The 19,820-nt window shown below is 57.8% G+C and carries 18 protein-coding genes and 1 tRNA gene; 6 read left to right on the top strand and 13 right to left on the bottom strand.

Annotated elements, in window-relative coordinates:
* Positions 1–519: 519 nt before the first annotated feature.
* From ACVWXF_RS12540 to ACVWXF_RS12525, 4 genes are all read right to left on the bottom strand, one after another.
* Positions 520–1,245 (bottom strand): energy-coupling factor ABC transporter ATP-binding protein, encoded by a 726-nt coding sequence (locus ACVWXF_RS12540; RefSeq protein ID WP_414373739.1) that lies wholly within the window; start codon positions 1,243–1,245, stop codon positions 520–522.
* Between the two features lie 7 nt (positions 1,246–1,252).
* Positions 1,253–2,080: a cell division protein FtsQ/DivIB gene (locus ACVWXF_RS12535; protein ID WP_457474551.1), complete on the bottom strand. Its 828-nt coding sequence runs from the start codon at positions 2,078–2,080 to the stop codon at positions 1,253–1,255.
* Positions 2,081–2,137: 57 nt separating this feature from the next.
* Entirely contained in the window at positions 2,138–2,356 is a 219-nt protein-coding gene (gene ndhO, locus ACVWXF_RS12530; protein ID WP_011433398.1) for an NAD(P)H-quinone oxidoreductase subunit O, read from the bottom strand.
* Positions 2,357–2,485: 129 nt separating this feature from the next.
* A complete protein-coding gene (locus ACVWXF_RS12525) occupies positions 2,486–2,890 on the bottom strand; it encodes a hypothetical protein (protein ID WP_457474550.1) in 405 nt (134 codons plus the stop codon).
* Between the two features lie 1,592 nt (positions 2,891–4,482).
* Between ACVWXF_RS12525 and petE the strand changes: the two genes are divergently transcribed.
* Entirely contained in the window at positions 4,483–4,893 is a 411-nt protein-coding gene (gene petE / locus ACVWXF_RS12520) for a plastocyanin (RefSeq protein WP_011433401.1), read from the top strand.
* Between the two features lie 184 nt (positions 4,894–5,077).
* On the top strand, positions 5,078–5,308 hold the full coding sequence (locus tag ACVWXF_RS12515) for a hypothetical protein (protein ID WP_011433402.1): 231 nt from the start codon (positions 5,078–5,080) through the stop codon (positions 5,306–5,308).
* Positions 5,309–5,344: 36 nt separating this feature from the next.
* Here the strand turns inward: ACVWXF_RS12515 and ACVWXF_RS12510 are convergent, their stop codons facing one another.
* Complete coding sequence (locus ACVWXF_RS12510) at positions 5,345–5,557, bottom strand: DUF2997 domain-containing protein (protein WP_414421570.1); 213 nt, start codon at positions 5,555–5,557, stop codon at positions 5,345–5,347.
* Positions 5,558–5,645: 88 nt separating this feature from the next.
* Between ACVWXF_RS12510 and ACVWXF_RS12505 the strand changes: the two genes are divergently transcribed.
* Entirely contained in the window at positions 5,646–6,695 is a 1,050-nt protein-coding gene (locus ACVWXF_RS12505; protein ID WP_011433404.1) for a potassium channel family protein, read from the top strand.
* 23 nt (positions 6,696–6,718) lie between these two features.
* Here the strand turns inward: ACVWXF_RS12505 and ACVWXF_RS12500 are convergent, their stop codons facing one another.
* The 8 genes from ACVWXF_RS12500 to ACVWXF_RS12465 form a co-directional block, all read right to left on the bottom strand.
* Positions 6,719–7,387, bottom strand: coding sequence for a PHP domain-containing protein (locus tag ACVWXF_RS12500; protein WP_414390406.1), 669 nt, complete (start codon positions 7,385–7,387; stop codon positions 6,719–6,721).
* 90 nt (positions 7,388–7,477) lie between these two features.
* Positions 7,478–8,671, bottom strand: a complete 1,194-nt coding sequence (locus ACVWXF_RS12495; protein ID WP_457474549.1) for an RNA-guided endonuclease InsQ/TnpB family protein — start codon at positions 8,669–8,671, stop codon at positions 7,478–7,480.
* 93 nt (positions 8,672–8,764) lie between these two features.
* Entirely contained in the window at positions 8,765–9,928 is a 1,164-nt protein-coding gene (locus ACVWXF_RS12490) for a pyridoxal-phosphate-dependent aminotransferase family protein (protein ID WP_414380850.1), read from the bottom strand.
* A 34-nt stretch (positions 9,929–9,962) separates the two neighbouring features.
* A tRNA-Cys gene (locus ACVWXF_RS12485) sits at positions 9,963–10,034 on the bottom strand.
* An 82-nt stretch (positions 10,035–10,116) separates the two neighbouring features.
* The gene (locus ACVWXF_RS12480) at positions 10,117–11,298 is read right to left on the bottom strand and encodes a CO2 hydration protein (RefSeq protein WP_457474548.1); all 1,182 of its coding nucleotides are present in this window, start codon (positions 11,296–11,298) and stop codon (positions 10,117–10,119) included.
* A gap of 36 nt (positions 11,299–11,334) precedes the next feature.
* Complete coding sequence (locus ACVWXF_RS12475) at positions 11,335–12,843, bottom strand: NADH-quinone oxidoreductase subunit M (RefSeq protein ID WP_457474547.1); 1,509 nt, start codon at positions 12,841–12,843, stop codon at positions 11,335–11,337.
* Between the two features lie 12 nt (positions 12,844–12,855).
* Positions 12,856–14,709, bottom strand: coding sequence for an NAD(P)H-quinone oxidoreductase subunit F (locus ACVWXF_RS12470; protein WP_457474546.1), 1,854 nt, complete (start codon positions 14,707–14,709; stop codon positions 12,856–12,858).
* A gap of 82 nt (positions 14,710–14,791) precedes the next feature.
* On the bottom strand, positions 14,792–16,009 hold the full coding sequence (locus ACVWXF_RS12465) for a lipid-A-disaccharide synthase-related protein (RefSeq protein ID WP_457474552.1): 1,218 nt from the start codon (positions 16,007–16,009) through the stop codon (positions 14,792–14,794).
* Positions 16,010–16,110: 101 nt separating this feature from the next.
* Between ACVWXF_RS12465 and ACVWXF_RS12460 the strand changes: the two genes are divergently transcribed.
* The 3 genes from ACVWXF_RS12460 to ACVWXF_RS12450 all read left to right on the top strand — a co-directional run bounded on the left by ACVWXF_RS12460 (position 16,111) and on the right by ACVWXF_RS12450 (position 19,355).
* On the top strand, positions 16,111–16,446 hold the full coding sequence (locus ACVWXF_RS12460) for a hypothetical protein (RefSeq protein WP_457385737.1): 336 nt from the start codon (positions 16,111–16,113) through the stop codon (positions 16,444–16,446).
* A gap of 119 nt (positions 16,447–16,565) precedes the next feature.
* On the top strand, positions 16,566–17,612 hold the full coding sequence (locus tag ACVWXF_RS12455) for a thiamine phosphate synthase (RefSeq protein ID WP_414350712.1): 1,047 nt from the start codon (positions 16,566–16,568) through the stop codon (positions 17,610–17,612).
* 219 nt (positions 17,613–17,831) lie between these two features.
* Entirely contained in the window at positions 17,832–19,355 is a 1,524-nt protein-coding gene (locus tag ACVWXF_RS12450) for an AAA family ATPase (RefSeq protein WP_414427521.1), read from the top strand.
* The last annotated feature ends 465 nt before the right edge of the window (positions 19,356–19,820 follow it).

The following is a 19,820-nucleotide window of genomic DNA, read 5'->3' as shown; positions in this document are numbered from 1 at the left end:
AAACAGAAAGATCAACTGGTAGTAATCCGTACTGAACATATTATACATTATTTTCAGTATAGTTGAGCTTATTATTGACTAGAGTCATGCTCCTTTCGATTTCATCAGAGAGATCCTCTGCCCAAATCTCGATTGACAGCTTTTCCCGGCGACACCTACCCCAGCCACCAGAGACCCCCCTCTGAGGGGAGAAGGCTCTGAGCCACAGACCTCCGACTGAAGTCAGAACAGGTTGTAGGAGCCATCAGGGTTAACCGCAACTGTCACTCAGGCGGGCAAAGCTGCCAACTCTGAGCTAAGTCCACATCTTTCTTGTACACAATCGATCATACAAAATCGATTAGGACGACTCAGAGAAGGGATCCCCGACTTAACAAAATGATATCCCCACTCAATCCTGGACGAAAATCAATATTTTTAATTAGCACGATAGCTTTTTATTAAGAGAGGCAAAATTGTTATCAATTCAAAAATAATTCTTGACATCTTTTCAACTTTCACCGCTCATCGACTCCTGGATCATCGGCGCAGTGAGGGGGGCACTTCCAGGCCGTGGGCTTCCATGAGGTCGGCTTGGCCCATCAGGTGGGCTGGGGATCCCTGGGCCCAGATCCGCCCTTGATCCAACAGGATGACCTGATCGCACACCTCCAGGATCAGCTCCAGATCGTGGGAAGCCAGCAGAAAAGTGTGGGCGGCCTGTTGCAAAAAAACTATCAACCGGCGCCGGGCTCGCAAATCGAGGTTGGCTGTCGGCTCATCGTAGAGCACCAACTGGGGCTGCATCGCCAGGATCCCGGCAATGGCAACCATGCGCTTTTCCCCACCAGAGAGGTGATGGGGGGGACGATCGGCCAAATGGAGGGTGCCGGTCATCTGCAGGGCGGCCTGAACGGCAGCCGCAATCTCCGCCTCAGGACGGGCCAAATTGCGCAGTCCGAAGGCCACATCTTCGGCCACCGATGGGGCAAACAGTTGGTCGTTGGGATCCTGAAACACCAACCCCACCTCAGGGCGAAACTGGCCGGGCCGCAGCGGCTGGCCAAACAAACTCACCTGGCCAGAGCAGGGGGGCAACAGGCCGCAGAGGGTGAGGAACAGGGTAGTTTTACCCGCGCCATTGGGGCCGATCACCCCCAGATGTTGCCCAACCTCGACCCGTAGATCCAGCCCTTGCAGCACCGGCGGATGACCGGGATAAGCTGTCCACAATTGGTTCACCTCCACCGCCGGCACCGGGTTCATAGCAAAGCTAGGGCATCCGCACGTCTTTCCAGCGCTCCTGGGTGGCCGTGGGGGTAAGTTGCAAGGTGGGCACACTGGGGCTGGTCAGGTCAATGTGGACGATGTCGTCGGGCGTACACTCGCAGTAGCGGCGCAGATCCCGCATTTGGTTGAGGGTCTGAATTTGCAAGGGCAAGCGGTCGGAAATCGGCCCCAGGTAGACGTTGCCCAGCTCAGTATGCAGGGTGATCCCCGCTCCAGATTGCCAATCCACTGCCCTGATCTGAATTTCAGACTGCTGTAAAGCCCTGAGCAACAGCGCCCATTGCTCTGGGGTGTGGTTCTCCCAGCCCAGCAGCTCCAGCTCAGGCCAAGACTTGGGGGAACGGTAGGGATCCGGAGACAGCCAGTTGCCCTGGACATCCACCCAGCCCATCTGGTCGCCCCATCGCGCGCGCGCCACAGGTTGCCGTTCTCGCACCTGGACGATTACCCCCACCGGCAGCAGCCGTCGCTGCACCTGGACGCTTTCGATGGGAGAGGGGCGGGTCGGGGATCCCAGCAAAGCCCTTTCCAAAACAGCCGGTTGCACCTGCCAAATGTTGAGGGGATACTGCAGGGGCAATTGTGCCCGTATCCAGGCGGGATCGACCCAGTGGGCACCCTTTACCTGAATCTGTTCTGGCTGACGAATTTGCCAGTGGGGCTGCCGTAGGCCCAGCACCAGCAGCGCCAAGAGGGTCATCGAACCGGTCAGGCGCCAGGATCCCTGCCAGAATCGGCTGCGCCGTTGCCGACGCAAAAGCTGCCTACGCTGCAGGATTTGTTCACGGTTGGGAGCAGCCAGGAGTGCCATGGATCCCCCTTCACCCCATCACGGGGTATGCAGATGGGGAACATTCCGTGCTTCTACTCAACCCGCCATCTCCTGAACCTGATCCGCCCGCAGCCAAACCGTAGGGGTGGGAACAGCCCCAAACTTAATCTGCAGGTAGTCACCTTTGATATCCACGACTTCTCCGGGGGTCTCGAAAACGTAGTTGGGAATAAAAGGATCGCTTGCCTGCGCTTCTAAGCTACCCTCCAGTTTCTCGCGGATAGCCCGCACCAAGGTGCCTCGCTTAATCGCCATTGCTCCTCCTCAGTTCAGTCGCAGATTAGCCGGTTCGATAGCAGTTGTATCACGCCTGTCGCTGCTGCGAAGAGGAAAGCTGGGATCCAGCCTCTGGTTGGCTCTGACAGGGATCAACCTGAGTTTGGCTTATTTGCGTTTTAGGCTGCGGGCCATATTGCGGAAGGTATCCATGTCCGATCCCCCTTGACGGCGTGGGCTTACTCCGCTGCTGCTTGAAGCGGAGGATCCCTGCTCAACAGCAGTTTCAGGAGTTTTGGCTGCCTCTGCGGACAACTTAACTTTACCGAGGGAAGAGACCTGCTCCACCACCTCCACCTTCTCCTTACTGCCGAAATCCTGGAAGGTGTGCTTCACGATCCTGGGGGTGCGCATGTACTCGATGTTGCCAAGGGTTTTGGCTTCATCTGGGTCGAGAAAAAAAGTATTGTCGTTTTTCGCTTTCTTTGGGGTTGGCTTAGCAACAGTTTCCGGTGAGGACGTGGCCGCAGCTTTGCCGCGCGAGCCGAAAAAGCGCTTGAAGATGCCTACCATGGTCGTTTTGCCTGCAATGGGAAGGAAGTTGAGCCGAACCCTGGGCGGGCCAGCTGCCCTCGACAAGGTGAAGGCCAAGCCCAGTCATGAAATAATGTTAAGCCAACTGAGAGCGCCGTGCCCCCTTGGCAGAAGGTTTTCTGGGCCAAGTGCTTGTGGCTGCTCTGACCAGTTTGAGTTCCCCTGCTCTCCGGCCTGCTGGGCGACTGTCCTCACCCCTTTTCCCAAAACGAGAGAGCTGACCTGGGAGGATTAGACCGCCTTACGGAAGCCATCATCCAGGGGATTGTTCAGAACTAGCTCTGTAGACTCCGCACGCAGTTTAATATGACCTGCAGGTTTTTCAGCCCTAAGGCTTTGGACGAACGGGATCCCTGCCCCACAGAAGCTGCATTGCGCATTGCTAAATACAATCACTTTAAGCACACTTTAAGCAGGAAGGAGACTTTTCCGTTGTGTTGCTTCCTAGCTCCTCTCTCCCTATGGGAGAGGGGTTGGGGGTGGTTGCGGAAGCGGCGCAGAGCGTTTGGACGGCACTGCGTAGCAATTAGTAAAGTGTCTTAATCTAACTTGAAATGACTATGTGATGATGTAGTGAATAGAGTTGTCTCAATCCAGCCAGACTAAAATCGTCGGCTTATGCCCAGCTCCTCTCTTCTAGAGAGACCTCAGGTGTGCTGTTCCAGCCAGCAGTGACTATACGGACATACAACGAAATAAGAAGCCCAAAAATCACTCTAGCCCCAGGCAAGCACAAACCATAGTAGCAGCTGTGCCCCTAGAGCGGCCTGCCAAGAAAACCTTGCTACCGAGCTTGTGAGGTGTAGTGCACTTCAACCCTGAGAGGAGCGCCCAGGTTCAAGGCAGTGCCAATACACCGGGCCAAGATTTGAATGTTAAGCCGCTGATCCGTCGATTCTAAACTTGTTGCAAGCCGACTCTTGCTTGGACCAACTACGGGTGAACGCTGTACGCTCATCTTAACAGACTCCCTATTTTGGTGAGGGCTGAACAACCAACTGACTTTCAGGTGATGTTATTGAGGAATCTCAAAGGAATACCGACCAGCAGCATCCAAGAACCTGCTCTTTGAGATTAGGATGATTTGCCCTTCTTGTGCATCGACAACCCTACGGATTTGTTAGGCAAGACACTCTTGGACTTTAAGGGATCCCACGGAAAAAGAATCTCTACTTTGCGAAACTTTGCGAAGCACTTTTGGGTAGAGATGAGGACGACCCGGAAAACTGGCTCTCGGTTCCCTGCGCACGCTCGCCAACTGCCAAGATGCTCCACCCCAAGTGGTTGGGGATCCAGCCGCATCGGGTTGCCTAGCAAAAGTGTTGCTATAGACCCGCGAGAGAGTTCTGCTGTTTGACAGGTTCTGTCTGCTGTGGTCTTCTGTAAAGAATGGATGTTGCCGCTCCATGGGTGGGCATGCTCTATTTTGGGATGAGCCCCCTTATAATGAACATTAGGAATCCAAGTGTCCCTGCTGTCCCTCCGCCTGGCTGGGTTCTCTTCACTGCATACAAGGGAACAACCGAGCCGCAAAGTCCGGGATAGCTGCTGTTGCGTTTTGAGAGGAATCCATGTCTCTAGTTTTTAACCTGGTGAAGCGTTTGCAGCTCATCCTGCTCAGCCTTGTGGTTGGGGGGTTGGCTGTGGCGTTCTTGTCCAACCCTGCTGCTGCCGAGACCTACATTGTCAAAATGGGATCCGACAAAGCCCAGTTGGTCTACGATCCGCCTTCTCTCACCATCAATCAAGGGGATACCGTCCAGTGGGTGAACAACAAGGTCTACCCACACAATGTTGTCTTCGACAAGGTGCCCGGTGGAGATGCGGCTCTGGCCGCCAAGCTCTCCCACAAGGCACTGCTCACTGCTCCTAAGCAGGTGGTGGAGTCGGCTTTTGTTGATGTTCCTCCAGGTGAGTACACCTACTACTGCACGCCCCACCGTGGGGCCGGAATGGTCGGCAAGATCATCGTGAACGGCTAAATCCACACCCCAAGTGCTGAACTTCTAGGGATCCCACTTTTGGTTTTGCCTTGCTGGACAGGGATCCCTGCCTTTAGCATAAAAGTTAGCCCTCTCAGGAGTGGGAGGGCTTTTTAGCGAATGAATACGCATCTAACCGGCTTGTCTTCGAGCCGCACAAGTTTAGTCCACAAACGGGTTCTCTATGACCACCAGCGTTAAAGGTTACCTGCTCTTGGCCGTTTCCTGCCTCAGCGCCATTGCTGCTGTTGGCTCAATTTTCGAGTTGGCTTCTGGCGAGCCGGATTTTGGCGTCGGCCCCACCAGCATCATCTTGGTTGTCGCTGCTCCATTGGCTGTTTGGCTGTTTCAGGCTGCGGTTGGAGCGGCACGGGCCGGCAATACGGCCGGGAAGGGAAGCAAAAAGAAAAAATGAGGAGACGGTGAGAACCCTGAGCAAATGGATATGGGGTCAGCAGGTTTGCTTCAAGGAGACCTCAGACTCCCTCTCAATTTCAGTCAGTTGGTGAAACTCCGGCAAGAGCTCCCGTTTCTGCACGGCTCCGAGCGCCGATTCCAAGCCGGCGGTAGCTAGGGTACAACTGGAGCCAGAACCGTTCAGTACGGTCTCGGTAACCTGTCCGTTTTTGTCGATCCGATATTCCACCTTGATGTATTCAGGCATCAGCACTCCGCTTGTTACCGATCAACAACAGGTTCTTCCCCATTCTAGTTCTTGCTTCCTTTTCCTGGGCTAGATCTGGCTGGGCTCTATGGCTTCTGCTCGTCCCCCCTTCCAGGCTGCCAAAAGGGATCCCGGGATCCGGCGAGACCTCGGCTTGGGTGTGGGGGCATTGGTGTGTGTGGTGCTGATCGGCACCCTCTGGTACCACGGGGTGGAGCAGTGGCCTTGGGTGGAAGCTTTTTACATGACCGTTATCACCCTAACCACCGTGGGCTTCATGGAGGTGGGGCCGCTGGGGGAGCGGGGGCGTTTATTTACGGTGGCCTTGATCCTGATGGGGGTCTTGAGCATCGGCTTCATGGTGAATCGCTTTACAGAGGCCCTCATCCAGGGACATTTTCAGGAAGGGATCCGGCAACGGAAATGGAAGAAACAGATGGAAGCGCTGAACAACCACTACATCATTTGCGGTTTCGGGCGCATTGGCCGGCAGGTGGCCCAAGAGTTTCGAGCAGAAGGGGTGCCATTTTTGGTGATCGATCAGTCTGCTGAGGCGATTCAGGTGGCTCAAGAGCTGGGATATGTGGCTCTCCAGGGGGATAGTACTCTAGATGCCACTTTGCTCGAAGCGCGGGTGCAACAGGCGGAGGGGCTGATTGCCGCCCTGTCTTCCGATGCCGAGAACCTCTACGTGGTCTTGTCGGCCCGCACCTTGAACCCCCGCATTCGCACCATTGCCCGCGCCAATACGGAGGAGGCTTTGCAAAAACTGCAGCGGGCGGGCGTTGCCCATGCCATTTCTCCTTACATCACGGGCGGAAAACGCATGGCGGCGGCTGCCCTGCGTCCTCGGGTTGTGGACTTTGTGGATGGCATCCTTGCCGGTCGGGATCGCACTTTCTACCTGGAGGAGTACGAGCTGGCAGCCCAAGAATGTCCTTATGTCGGGCAAACCCTACGGAAAGCCGATTTGCGCAACCGATCCGGAGCTTTAGTGGTGGCAATCCGGCGGGCCGATGGCCAGTTGATCGGTGGCCCCAGCGGAGAAACCCTGTTGCAGCCGGGGGATCTGCTGCTGTGTATGGGCACTGCAGAGCAGTTGCGCCGGCTTGGTCAGCTGCTCTATCCACGCCCGTAGCAGCTTGTTCTGGGTAGCCTGGCTCAAATCCGCCTCAGGATACTGGGGCCGTGAGAGTCGGTGCCGCAGGTTTTCAAAAGTCCGTAGGCCTCGGCCAACTCTTCCGCTTTCTCCGTCACTTCTGGGCTAGGGATCCAAATCTCCGGGTTTTTGTAGGCGTAGTAGACCTCAAGGCCATCTATTCCCAACTCCGCTGCTGCTGGGACAATTTCCTCTGCAGGCAGGCAATAGCGAAAGGGATGGGCCAACACCGCCAAGCCTCCTGCCGCTTGAATGGCCTGGATCGCGTCGGCGGCGGGCAAGCCGGGAACCTGCTCCCCTTGGGCAAAGGGATCCAGGACGCTATCGGTGGGATCGAAGCCGTAGCCCAGAATATGCACTTCACAGCCCAACAGGTTGGCTGTGATCTCGATCCCCGGCCACAGGATGGGGTCGTCGGGACGATCCAGGTGGGCGCGGGCTCGCTCGTAGCCCTTCAGGGTGTGGTGATCGGTGATGGCTAGGCCCTTGAGGCCGTGCCGGCGCGCCTGCTCCGCCAGATCCACGGGATCCATCTGCCCATCCGAACAACGAGTGTGTAGGTGAAAGTTGTACTGCAAGGGACAAGAACGAGGGCCAACCCCCTGTAGCACCTGCCGCAACTCCCCAGCAGAAGGCACCACGCAGGGATCCCGTTCCAAGCTGACAACCATAGCCACCCTTGGGTTCTGAAGTTTTATTAAGCATGTCCCCCCATTGTAGCCAGGGGCAAGGGTCAGTGCTATGGGTCAAAGACTAGTAAACTACCCGACCCTGACTGCTTCGCAGTACAGGGCGGGCTTTCGGTAGCCCTGCAGTTGGCAAGCCAACCACGAACCTCTAGGCTGGTTTACAGCAGCCCCCAAAAGCGCAATCACATTCGCACCATTCAAATCCGCATCCCCTTCCCATCCACAGTGTCCACACTTAAACTTCTTTCCACTGCGGTAGGATTGCGCAGGGTCGGGATGAATGTGCAAACACCGGTGGCAGGTCTGCGACGTGTAGGCAGGCGGTACCAGAATCAAGGCAACCCCTGCACGCAGAGCCTTGTACTCCAGAAAATGACGGAGTTGATAAAACGCCCAACCGTTGGCCCTGCGCCGTTCGGCTTTGCTCCGCGGCTGTTGATTGACCCTTTCTCGGATCCCTGTCAGGTCTTCCAGGGCGATAGCGCTGTTGGTAGCTTTTGCCCTGGAGACAATAACTTTGGAGATGCGATGATTGACCCACACTTGAAAGCGTCTCTCCTTGCCAGACAGCCGTTGCAACAGTTGACGGCATCTGCGCCGCGAACTGCGTGTGCCCTTACTGGCTTTGCGTTGGAGTGCCGCCCTCAGCTTGGAGTAGTGGTCGCGGACTCGGTTCAACTGCTGTCCATTCCAATTGTCCCCCTCTGACGTATGGGCGATATCCGTCCTGCCCAAGTCCACCCCGATCACCCTGTCGGTATCTTGCTGCTTGGGTGGCTTTTTCTCTACGCAAATCTGGATGTAGTAGGAGCCATCCTTCCGCTGGACTAGGGTGGCCGATTTGGGGTTAGAGCCAGCCAGCATCCCACGCTGGTAGTTACCAATGGCTAGCTCAAAGCGTTCTCTCCCTTCCACCGTGGTCAGCGACACCGTCCAGTCTTTCTCGCGGAATGAAAAGATACGTGCGTCGTAGGTAACGAACCTACGCTTGAACTCTTTAACCGGACGGTTGCGCTGTCTCGCCACTTTGCGAGCGCCTGCCACCCGTCTGCACACCTGTTGAGCCAAGTTACTGGACAAGCCGAACCGGGCTCGAATCTCGTAGTAGCAAAGGGATTGCAGTTTAACCGCGTTGACGATCTTCTCCGGCGTGTTCTGGTTGACCCAGTTCAATGCCTGCACAAAGACATCCATCGTCGCGTCCAATTTGGCGGCTTGTGACGGGAACGCCTTGAGCTTACAGGATATGGTCAGGACTTGGCTCATAGGTCCATTGTACTTCATCAAAGCGCATTCCTCCCGGCACTGACCCTACGGGTACAGTGCGGGGCTCCTGCGATTTCTAGCTGAGCTGGGGGCTCAGAAGCCGTGGGCCAATACTTCCTCGGCGGCGCGAGTTCCCGCCCCTGGGGTGAAGTCGCTGTAGCCCACGGTGTGTAAAGCTGACTCCAGAGCAGCCAAGGTCATCAGCACATCGCGGTCACTCACAAAGCCCAAATGGCCAATGCGGAAGATTTTGCCCTTGAGGTGGTCTTGTCCAGCGGCAAGGGCGATGTCGAAGTGTTTCTTCAAGGTGCTGCGGATGGTGTCAGCGTTGATCCCTTCGGGAGCGAGTACAGCTGTTACCGAAGGACTGGCCGCTGACTCTGGATCAACCAAGAGCTTTAGCCCCAGAGCCTTGACGCCAGCACGGGTGGCCTGGGCCAGCTTGGCATGACGCCGGTAGATGGCTTCCAACCCTTCTGCGCGCATCATGCGCAGGGTAACCTGCAGGGCGTAAAACAGGTTCACCGCCGGTGTAAAGGGAGTGGTGCCTTGGCGCAGGGCCTTTTGCGCCAGCTTAAAGCTCCAGTAGTACTTGGGAAACCTAGAGCGCTCCGTAGCGGCCATGGCCCGCGGGCTGACGGCCACAAATCCCAGCCCTGGTGGGATCATATAGCCCTTCTGGGATCCCGAGGCCACCACATCCAAGCCCCATTCGTCCATCAGCACCGGCATTGCCCCCACGCTGGTGACCCCATCCACCAGGACGAGGGCTTCCCCATGCTCGCGAGCAGCAGCAGCAATGGCTTGTACATCGTTGGCTACGCCGCTGGAAGTTTCCGAGTGGGTGAGGATAACAGCTTTGATGGTTTTTTCCCGGTCGGCAGCCAGCTTTTCTTGGAAGATCTCGACGGGGTAAGGGATCCCCCAGGGGGTTTCCACCCGCTCACACTGAAGGCCAAACTGCTCGGACATTTCCGCCCAGCGCTCCCCAAACTTGCCGTTCACCCCCACCAAAACCCGATCCCCAGGGCTGAGGGTGTTGAGGATCCCGGCTTCCATGGCACCAGTGCCACTGGCGGAAAAGACAAACACATCGGAGGTGGTTTGGTGCAGCCAGCGCAACCCATCGGTGACCTCTTCCAAAATGGCGGTGAACTCTTTGCTGCGGTGCTCGATGGGCCCTCGTGCCATCGCCAGCAGCGCACTCTCGGGAACGGGAGTGGGGCCGGGGATCATCAATATCAGCTTGTCTTTCATGCTTGCCCTGCTTGGGATGCAAGTAAGGTTTAAAAGGTGGCGGCCAGATTCGAACTGGCGCATAGAGGTTTTGCAGACCTCTGCCTTACCACTTGGCTACGCCACCCCATTGCTCAACTGGGCGCAGATATTGTATCCGAAAAGGGGATCCCCCTTCCAGTAACCAAAAGTAGCAGTTCCCAGCTCAGCTAGGCCTCAACCCTTTCTTCCTGCACCTTTAACAGACGGGATCCCAGCAGGCGCTGCAGCCAAGGAGCCAGAAACTTGCGGTTGGCCATTTGCTGCTGGGGATCCTGAGTTTCCAGAGGGAAGGGGGCAAGAGCCCGCAGGGCGGCAGTGGTAACACAGAACATGGCCTTTTGGAAGCTAAGGCAGATTTTCACCCGCAGGTCATCATCCCCGCGAGGCTGGCGGCGGTAGTGCTCTCGCAAGTAGGGGGGCAGGTGGCGCATCATATCCTGCATCAACAGGGTAGGCGGGATCCCAGCGCTGCCTACCGGCAGCGGATCGGCGTAGAGGGCGCCGTAGGCAAAGTCAGCCTGCTCAGCCGGGATCTGGTGGGCCTGGGCGTTGTAGGAAACCGTGCCCATAAAGGGAAAGGAGCGGAAAAACACCGCTTCCACATAGGGGATAGCCGTATCTGATAGGAAAGTCAGACCCGCCGAGAGAGGGATGATCTCGTAGCGGCGGCCCCAGATGCAGGGAGCGTAGGTGATAGGCTTGTCGGCAGCTGCCACCAACCCCTGCTGGATGTGAGCCACCACGTCGGGAATGGTGAGGTGGGGTTCTGTCTCAGAGCGCTTGGCCAGCGCCAGGAAAATATCGCTCATCACCCGCCAAAACTGGCCCAAGCCGCTGTACATAGCCAGCATGCGCACCTGTTCTAGAGCAAAGTCGGGAAACAAGATCCCCAAGCCCTGCAAGAAGGGATTGAAGCGGATTTTGGCCCGGATGGCTCTCTTGGCCCGCTCGACAAATTCAGGGGTATCCAGGTAGCGGTCTAGCCCCCCTCCCCCATGCCAGAGCATAGCCTTCATGCAGTATTCGGCAAACTCGTAGTTGATGCGGTCATGCCACAGGTAGCGCAGCCATTTGCCCAGGGTAATCTCGCCGTTGAAATACTTGAACGCCGGAAAAAGCTCCAAAAATTGGTGGTCGGCAATAAAGATCAAATTGCGCGAATAGGCATCCAGCACCTCGCCGTAGCTATGCAGGATGCCAATGACCTCTAGGCGATTGGCAGGGGCATCCGGCACAAGGGCTCCCCCTGCCTCTAGGCGCTGGACAATAGGAGCCAGTTGCAGTTGCTCCAGAGGAGATAAGCCGGCCAGAAAGAAGCAGGAAGGAGCAGGAGCAAGAGTGGCAGTCATGGGAGCAAAAGAAACTCCGTCGATCTCATCAAATCATCAAAAGGAAGACAACCCAAACTGAAAGGCAGTGACCAGTCCTGCAACACCAGCTAGGTTAGCCTTGGCCAAGGCCAAGGTGGTGGACTCCACCCAGCGGGTTGCCCAGCTAGGCTGCAGGCCCAGTAACACCACCAGCGTTGCCAAAACAACAGCAGGCACGCGCTCTTCAGTGGCGTGGCGTTGCATGGCTATGGCCACTTGCGAGAGGCGCCCAAAAAAGACACGGTTCACCATCAGCAGAAAATAGGCCGCCGTCAATCCCGTCCCCACCATGCACAGGAGCGTTTGCAGGGGAAAGACGGCAAAGCTGCCCCGAAAGAGGGTGAACTCAGCTATAAAGCCCACCATGCCCGGTGTGCCGCCACTGGCCATCACCCCTAGCACCATCAAGCTGCCAATAAGCGGTAAGCCCCGCTCCGGGTTGAGCAATCCCCGCAGCAGCTTGAGATCCCGTGTGCCGGTGTTGGCATAGACGGCTCCCACCAGAAGAAACAGCAGCGAGGAGATGAGGCCATGGCTGACCATCTGAAAGATGGATCCCACCAGGGAGAGGGGAGTGGCTGCTGCTACAGCCAAGAGGATGTAGCCCATGTGGGCAATGGAGCTGTAGGCCACCAGCTTTTTCATATCCTGCTGCACCAAGGCGTTCAGGGATCCATAGAGCACGTTAACCACCGCCCAACCGGCCAGCCAGGGCCCGGCTTGATCCCAGGCATCCGGTAAGAGCTGCAGGCCAAAGCGCACCAGGCCGTAGGTGCCCAACTTCAAAAGCAAACCCGCCAGCAACACGGAAATGGGGGTGGAAGCCTCCACATGGGCATCCGGCAACCAGGTGTGGAAGGGCACCAAGGGGATCTTGATGGCCAGGCCCAGCAGAATGGGAATGAGCAAAAGGATCTGCGACAGCCGAGGTAAAGGGTGGGCCTGCAGGACGGTGTAGGTAAAGCTGTGGGCATCGCTCAGCCAACTGAGGCCGAAAAAGCCAATCAAGAGGAGGATCCCCGACAGAGCGGTGTAAACCAAAAACTTGGTGGCGGCATAGGTGCGGCGCGGCCCTCCCCAGATGGCGATGAGCAAATACAGGGGGATCAGCTCCACTTCATAGAACAGGAAAAACAGCAGCAAATTCTGAGCCAAAAAAGCTCCGGCCACCGCTGCCGCCAGCATAAGCACCAAGCTGTAGTAGAGGCGGGGCCGCTCCACCTGGCCGCTGGCCCAAATGGCCATCAGCACCAGTAGCCCGGTCATCACCACCAAAGGCAGAGAGATCCCATCGACTCCCAACTCGTAAACCAAGCCCAACTGGGGGATCCAGGCCATCTTTTCCGCCAATTGCAGGGATCCAAGGTGGGGGTCAAAGATCAGCAACAGCCCCGCGCTCAGGCCAAACAAAACCCACCCAAACCCCAAGGCCAAAGCCCGGTGCAAGCCCTTCCCCGCCTGCTCGGGAATCAACCCAATCAAGATGCTCCCCAACAACGGGATCCCAATCAAAAGGCTCAACATGGCTCTCTCCCATCAATAGGCCAACCCCAAATGGGGCGAACGCAGTAGCCAAGCTGTAACCAACACCATCCCGATGACAATCACCAGCACATAGAGTTGCATCCGCCCCGACAGGGTGTACTTGAGGGCTTCGCCGCTGAAGAAAAAGGCCAGGCTCACCCCGTTCACCAAGCCGTCCACTCCGTTGCGATCCAGCCACTCCAATCCGCGGGAGAGGGCGCTGACCGGTTGCACCACCAGGGCTTGGTAGAGGTGCCCCGTGTAAAAGTCGTGGGCCAGCAGATCCTGCAACTCCGGCCAGGGCAGATATACCCTCCGTTGGTCCCCCCAGTACAGCCAGCCGCCAATGGCTGCCCCCACCAGCCCAGCAGCCGTCAGCAGAGCCGCCATCCACCTCAGCTGCGGGTTCCAGTCGGGATAGAGCCCCCAGCGCCCCAACAGCCAGGGCATGAGCAAGGTTTGCACCGTCAGGATGCCCATGGGCAGAGCCATCAGCCAGCCCACCTCAGGGGCCCGGCGGGTTTTGGGTTGAGGGGATCCCAAAAAGACCAGGCCAAACACCCGCGCCAGGTTGAGAGCCGTCAGCCCATTCACCAGCAGCAGCACCCCCACCAGGGCCGGCTGCACCCCGCTGTAGACCAGCGCCAGGCGGGTCAGCGTCCAAAAGCACCCTAGGGGCAGCAGAGCCACCATCCCCAGGGATCCCACGGCAAAAGCGGCCACCGTGGCCGGCATGCGGCTGCGCAGGCCCCCCAGCTCTGTCAAATCTTGGGTAGAGGTGGTGTAGATGAGGGATCCCACCCCCATAAACAGCAACGCCTTAGCCAGGCCGTGCATCAGCAGCAACTCCAGGGCCAGCTCCGGCTGCTGCATTCCCACTGCCACAAACACCAACCCCAAGTAGGCACTCGTGGAGTAGGAGAAGGTGCGTTTGATATCGATTTGCGCCAAGGCCACCAGGGATCCGCCCAGGGCTGTGATCGTGCCGATGGCCACCAAGACCCCATTCGTAATCGGCGACAGGGCCAGTAGCGGTTGCAGCTTAATCAGCACAAAAGCCCCGCAGGCCACCACTGCCGAATTGCGCAAAATCGAAGCCGGGTTGGGCGCTTCCATCGCCTCGTCCAGCCACAGGTGCAGCGGAAATTGAGCGCATTTGCCCAAGGGCCCCGCCATCAAGGCCAAGCCCATCCAAGCTGCCCAGGTGGGATCCAAGCTAGTCGTAGCCGCCCAGTCCCGCAGGCCGGAAAAGGTCAAGGCCCCAGAAAAGTTGGAAATTGCCACCACCCCCATCAGCAGCAGCAGATCTCCTACCCGCTTGGTTAAAAACGCATCCCGCGCCGCCGTCACCACCAGAGGCTGGGCGTACCAAAAGCCCACCAGCAAATAGGTGGAAAGGGTGAGCATCTCCAGCAGGGCATAGCTGAAAAACAGCGAGTCGCTGAGGGCGATCCCTGTCATTCCCCCCTCGAAAAAGCCCATTAGAGCGGCAAAGCGACCCAGGCCCCAGTCCTTATCCAAATACCCCAGCGCATAGATCTGGGCCAGCAGGCTCAAACCGCTGATCCAGACGACGGCCCCCATTGTCAGAGGCGAGATCTCCAAAGACAGAGTCAAATCCAGATCGGCCACCCGAAACCAGAGGTAGTTCAAGATCTGGGGATCCCGACCCCAAACCTGCCGCAACAGCCAAAGGCCATGGGCAAAGGCGGCAAAAGTCAGAAGGATGTTGAGGTAAGCTGCCGGACGCGGGCCACTGCGCTTGACCCACCCCGTTGCCCAGGGAATGGCCAAAGCTGCTCCCGCCCACCCATAGCAAGGGATCCACCAACTGCTCTCCAACCCCAAAAGAAGGTTCAAGGCCATCAAATACTTAAAAACGGAAAACTAAACTTAACAGCAATAAGTCGGGCCTGTTAACGACCTGCTCCCCATTTCACAATATATTTCACAATGTGTCTGGCTCGAACGGTTCCAAAGTCGGGCCGGCTGGCTTGAGCCAATCTCGAAGTTGAGCGGCAATGCGCCGGGCGGCCCCTGGGGATCCCATGCGGCGGCGTCCATGGGCCCGCAACTCAGCCGCGTAGTTGGGATCGGCGGCCAGGCGTTCCAGAATCCGGCCAACCACGGCGGGAGCCTGCTCCACTGAGGTCAGGTGGACGGCGGATCCCAAAAGACGAGTCTGTGCTTCGGCAAAGCGCGGGGTAAACTGCGGTCCCTCTCCCGGCAGGGTCACCACCGGTTTTCCCAAGCCCACACATTGCTCGGTAGCCGTTCCCGCCATGGCCAGCACCACTGTTGCTCGTTGGGCACAGGCCCCGAAGTCCCCCCAAACCAGAAGCACATCGCTGCGCTGAGATGGGATCCGAGCCTGAAGCGGGTCTCGCTCCAGGTTGGGGCTGAGGGCAGCATAGACTTGCAGCTCCTTTGGGAGCCGCTCCACCACCTGCATCATCAGAGCCCAGTTGCGATAGGCTTCCGGCGGACGGGATCCGGGCAAGAGCAGCAAGGCCGGTCGGTGGGGATCCAAAGGCAATGTCCCGCGTGGCTCTAGGCCATCCATCATCGGGTTGCCCAGGTAAAAGGCCCTTAGGCCCCGTTTTTGCAAAGCTGTAGCCGTCAGCTCATCCCGCAAAAAAGAACCCAGGCAGCGTCGGTGGGCCATCAGCCAGCGCTCCCAGGGCAGGTAATCGGAAATCGGCTGCCCAAAAGGGATCCAGGGGCGTCGGTAGGGCCCCCGTTCATCTCGCCAGTAATAGTCCGACTTGGCCGTGCCCACAAAGACGTAGGGGATCCCACTCCACCACGCCATCAGCAAGGGCACAATATCCCCCACCGCCAGCACCAGGTTCCTCTGGGCTGCTGCCCGCCGAACCAACGCCAATTGCCGCCCCGTCAGCCCCAGCAAACCGGCCCGCAAATCCCGCCACAACTGCCGCCAATCCTGATAAATAAACCCCCCCGACGGCATCACCTGGGCAATGGGCAGCAGGGGGATCCCTTGGCGTTGGTAGGCTGTCCCTTCTCCCACAATCGGCAAGGCTTGCACCGGGATCCCCAGTTGGACTAGGGCAACAGCAAGGCGACTGCCCACCTCATCTTCCCCGTGTCCATTGCTCAGACACAGCACCTGCGGGGGGTTTGTCGGATTCCATTGGGTTTCCACAGCTTGCCGTAGGCGCAATCTGGGCTGAATCAAGAGGGATCCCCCAGCTCACCAGAAATCTCCTCATAGAATAGAGCCAATCCAAGAGGGGAACCCGGGAGATGATCCGAAATGAGCGACAACGAGCCGAGCTTATTGCAGCGGTAGAAGCCCTTCAGCTGGAAGGCCCCTACTTTATAGAAGAGCGCCTCACCCGCCATCGCGGCCCTTTCTTGCGGGCAGTGAAAGATGTGCCTGTAGGGGGAACTTGGTGGGAGATCCGCTATTTTCCCGCCTGCGAGCGCTATGCTTGGGCCTACTTGCCGGAAGGGGCCGGCCCACGGGCCTTCGCCTGGGGACACACGCCGCAGCAAGCCTTTCTTAACGCCTTATGGCATCACCCTCTTTCTCCTCAGGGCCAAGGACAGCCTCAGGGAAACCATTCCGATTTACAGTGATTTACAGTGAATTGACTACTCTCCACCCTACTGACTTGCTTCCGGCTAAGGGTAGGACGGGGCTTTAGGCGCATTTTTTTGGTAAAAATTAAGCAACTCTCTTCCCACGTATAGGGAACATGAAACCCCAGGCCGTCGCCCGTATTCTGGATGCCAACCTCGATCGAGCTCGTGAAGGACTACGGGTATTGGAAGAATGGTTTCGTTTCGGCCTGGAAGAGGGAGAGCTCTCTGCCGAATGCAAGGCCATGCGCCAAGCCCTAGCCCGCTGGCACAGCGATCCCCTGCGTTTGGCCCGCGATACCCCCGCCGATCCAGGCACCCAGATCTCCCACCCCCAAGAGGAGCAACGGCGGGATCTCCGCCACCTCTTGCAAGCCAATTGCAGCCGTGTGCAAGAAGCCCTGCGGGTGTTAGAAGAATACGGCAAGTTGGCCGAATCCCACCACTGGGTGGCCCCTGGCCTGGCCAAGCTGGCCAAAGACATGCGCTATCGGCTCTACGTCTTGGAAAGTGAACTGCTGGGCGGATCCCTGCGGCAGCGTCTCCTGGCAGCCCATCTTTATTTGGTGACCAGCCCTGTGCCCCACTGGCTAGAGGTGGTGGAAAAATCCCTGCGGGGCGGGGTGACCCTGGTGCAATATCGCCGCAAAAACCTCCCCGACGGCGAGATGCTGCGGGATCTCAAACAGCTGCGGCAGCTGTGCGACCGCTACCAGGCGCTGATGATCGTCAACGACCGGGTGGACTTGGCTCTGGTCAGCCAGGCTGATGGGGTTCACCTGGGCCAGACGGATCTGCCGGTCGCCCAAGCTCGGCACCTCCTGGGATCCCAGCGGCTCATTGGCCTGTCCACCACCAATGCCGAAGAGCTGGCCCAAGCCCTGAACAGCGACGTGGACTACATCGGCGTCGGCCCCGTTTACCCCACCCCCACCAAAGCGGAGAAACCCCCTGCCGGCCTGGAGTATGTGCGCCTGGCTGCCGAGAAAGCCCACCTGCCCTGGTTTGCCATCGGCGGCATCGATCCCCACAACCTGCCCGAGGTGCGTCGAGCTGGGGCCACCCGTGTAGCTGTGGTGCGGGCTTTGATGGAAGCTGCCGATCCCACCCAGACAGCCCGCACCATGCTGGCCGAACTGCAAGGGATCCCTGCCCTATCCTAAAGATCAACCGTGAAGCTCAACCGTGAGCATTTTGCTGCTTATTGGCTGTTCCAATCCAAATGGTTTCTGAACAAGTGAGAGGAAGATGAAGTAAGGATGTTCTAAACTCCAGAGGCGATGACAGAAGCCGCAAGAAAAACAAATCCAGACAGCAGGGATCCTGCCCTGGTCGAGATCCCGGCGGAGCTGCAAGCAGGGCTGGTGACAGAGCTGGATTTGATGATCCGGGCCCGCTACCCCCTGGTTTACTTGGTCTCTCCAGAAGAAGAGCCTGCCGATGCCGTGCTAACCCAAGTAGCCAGACGGACAGACCCACCGCGGCAATTGTTGTTCTGGGACTTGGTGCGGGGCTGGCAAGATACAGGCGAGGATCGGGGCTCCATCATGGCAGCTCTGGGGCGGGTGTGGCGCTCTGCCCCCAACGAGGACACCCTGTTTGTGCTGCGGGATCTGCACTTTGTGTTGCGCAACGCCAGCAGCGACAAAAACGCTCCCATCATCCGGGAGCTGAAAAACCTCAGCCGCGAGCTCAAGCGCACCCGCAAGATGCTGATCCTGCTCAGCCACACCCTGGAAGTGCCCAGCGACCTGACGGAGGAGATCACCGTCGTCGATATTCCCCTGCCCAATAGCGAAGAGATCAGCCGCCTCATCCAGCTCTATGTGGCTCCAGATAAGCTCAAGCTTACCCCTCTAGCCCGCGAGCAACTGGTCAAAGCCTGTCAAGGGCTGAGCCGAGAACGTATTCGCCGCGTTTTGGCCCGCGCTTTGGCCGCCAAGCAGGAGGTCAATGAAGCCGATATCGACCTGGTGCTAGAGGAAAAAAAGCAGGCCATCCGCCAAACCGGCATCCTGGAGTTTTTCACCGCCCGCGAGACCCTCAAAAGCGTGGGGGGCCTAGATAATCTCAAGGCCTGGGTGCGGGTGCGCCAGGAAGCCTTTACCGAAGAGGCGCGGCGCTATGGCCTGCCCAACCCCAAAGGCGTGCTGCTGGTCGGGATCCAGGGCACCGGCAAATCCCTCTCCGCCAAGACCATCGCCAATGAGTGGCGGCTGCCCCTGCTGAGATTGGATGCCGGGCGGCTGTTTGCCGGCATCGTCGGCGAGTCGGAAAGCCGGGTGCGGCAGATGATCCAACTGGCAGAGGCGATGGCCCCCTGCGTGCTTTGGATCGACGAGATCGACAAAGCCTTTGGCAACATCACCAGCAGTGCCGATGGAGATTCTGGTACCAGCCGCCGGGTGTTTGGCAGCCTGATTACCTGGATGCAGGAGAAGACCAGCCCCGTTTTCATTGTGGCCACTGCCAACAACGTGCCGCTGCTGCCGCCAGAGCTGTTGCGCAAGGGCCGCTTTGACGAGATTTTCTTCTTGAACCTGCCCACCCACGCTGAGCGCAAAGAGATCTTCCGGGTGCATTTGCAGCGGTTGCGCCCCAGCCGCCTGCGGGAGTTCGACCTGGAAGCCTTGGCAGCCACAGCTCAGGACTTCAGCGGGGCCGAGATCGAGCAAGCCATCGTAGATGCCATGTACAACGCCTTTGGGGGCAGTGGCAGCGGCGCCCGGCGGGACTTTACCCAAGAGGATATCCTGCAGGCCATCCGCGAAACCGTGCCTTTGGCCTCGATTGCCCGCGACCAAATCGAGAGTCTTAAGTGCTGGGCTGCTCAAGCGGGCGCGAGAACGGCCTCTCAAGATGCCCAGGTGCTGCAGGAGATGAAGCAGTGTTTTGCCTCTTCTTGAGATTCAGAATGGGTGAAATCCACCTCCCAGCCCAAATAAGGCGGCTAGTATGCCAATACCCACACCAACTCCAGCCGCTATCTTCAAGTTTTCTTCTAGGCTTTTAGCATCTGCCTTTTCCTTCATTGCAGTTAGCAAAAATAGCTGATCCTCCCCACTCAGCCCACTTATAAAATGGGGATATAGATTCGATAGGGACAGCTTTAAAATGATCGATCCTACTTCTACAGTGAAGCTCAAGCTGGGAAAGCTTCGAGTTCCTATCTTTCTCTATCTGGGCTATTACTGATTTTGCCTCTTCCTGTAGCTTCTTAGCGCTCTCAACTTGCGACTTGCTATATCCTTTATCAAAAATGGCCATAAAAAGACTAATACAGCCTGTTAAGGGCTCAAGGGGTACAATAGCAGCACTTAGCAAACCAACTTCGGAAGGAGGATGGATTGATCAGTAGTAAAGAAGTCTTC

The sequence above is a fragment of the Thermostichus sp. MS-CIW-40 genome, from assembly GCF_054058315.1.
Note: the sequence above shows the minus strand (reverse complement) of the source record. Positions and strands in the feature narration are given on the sequence as shown.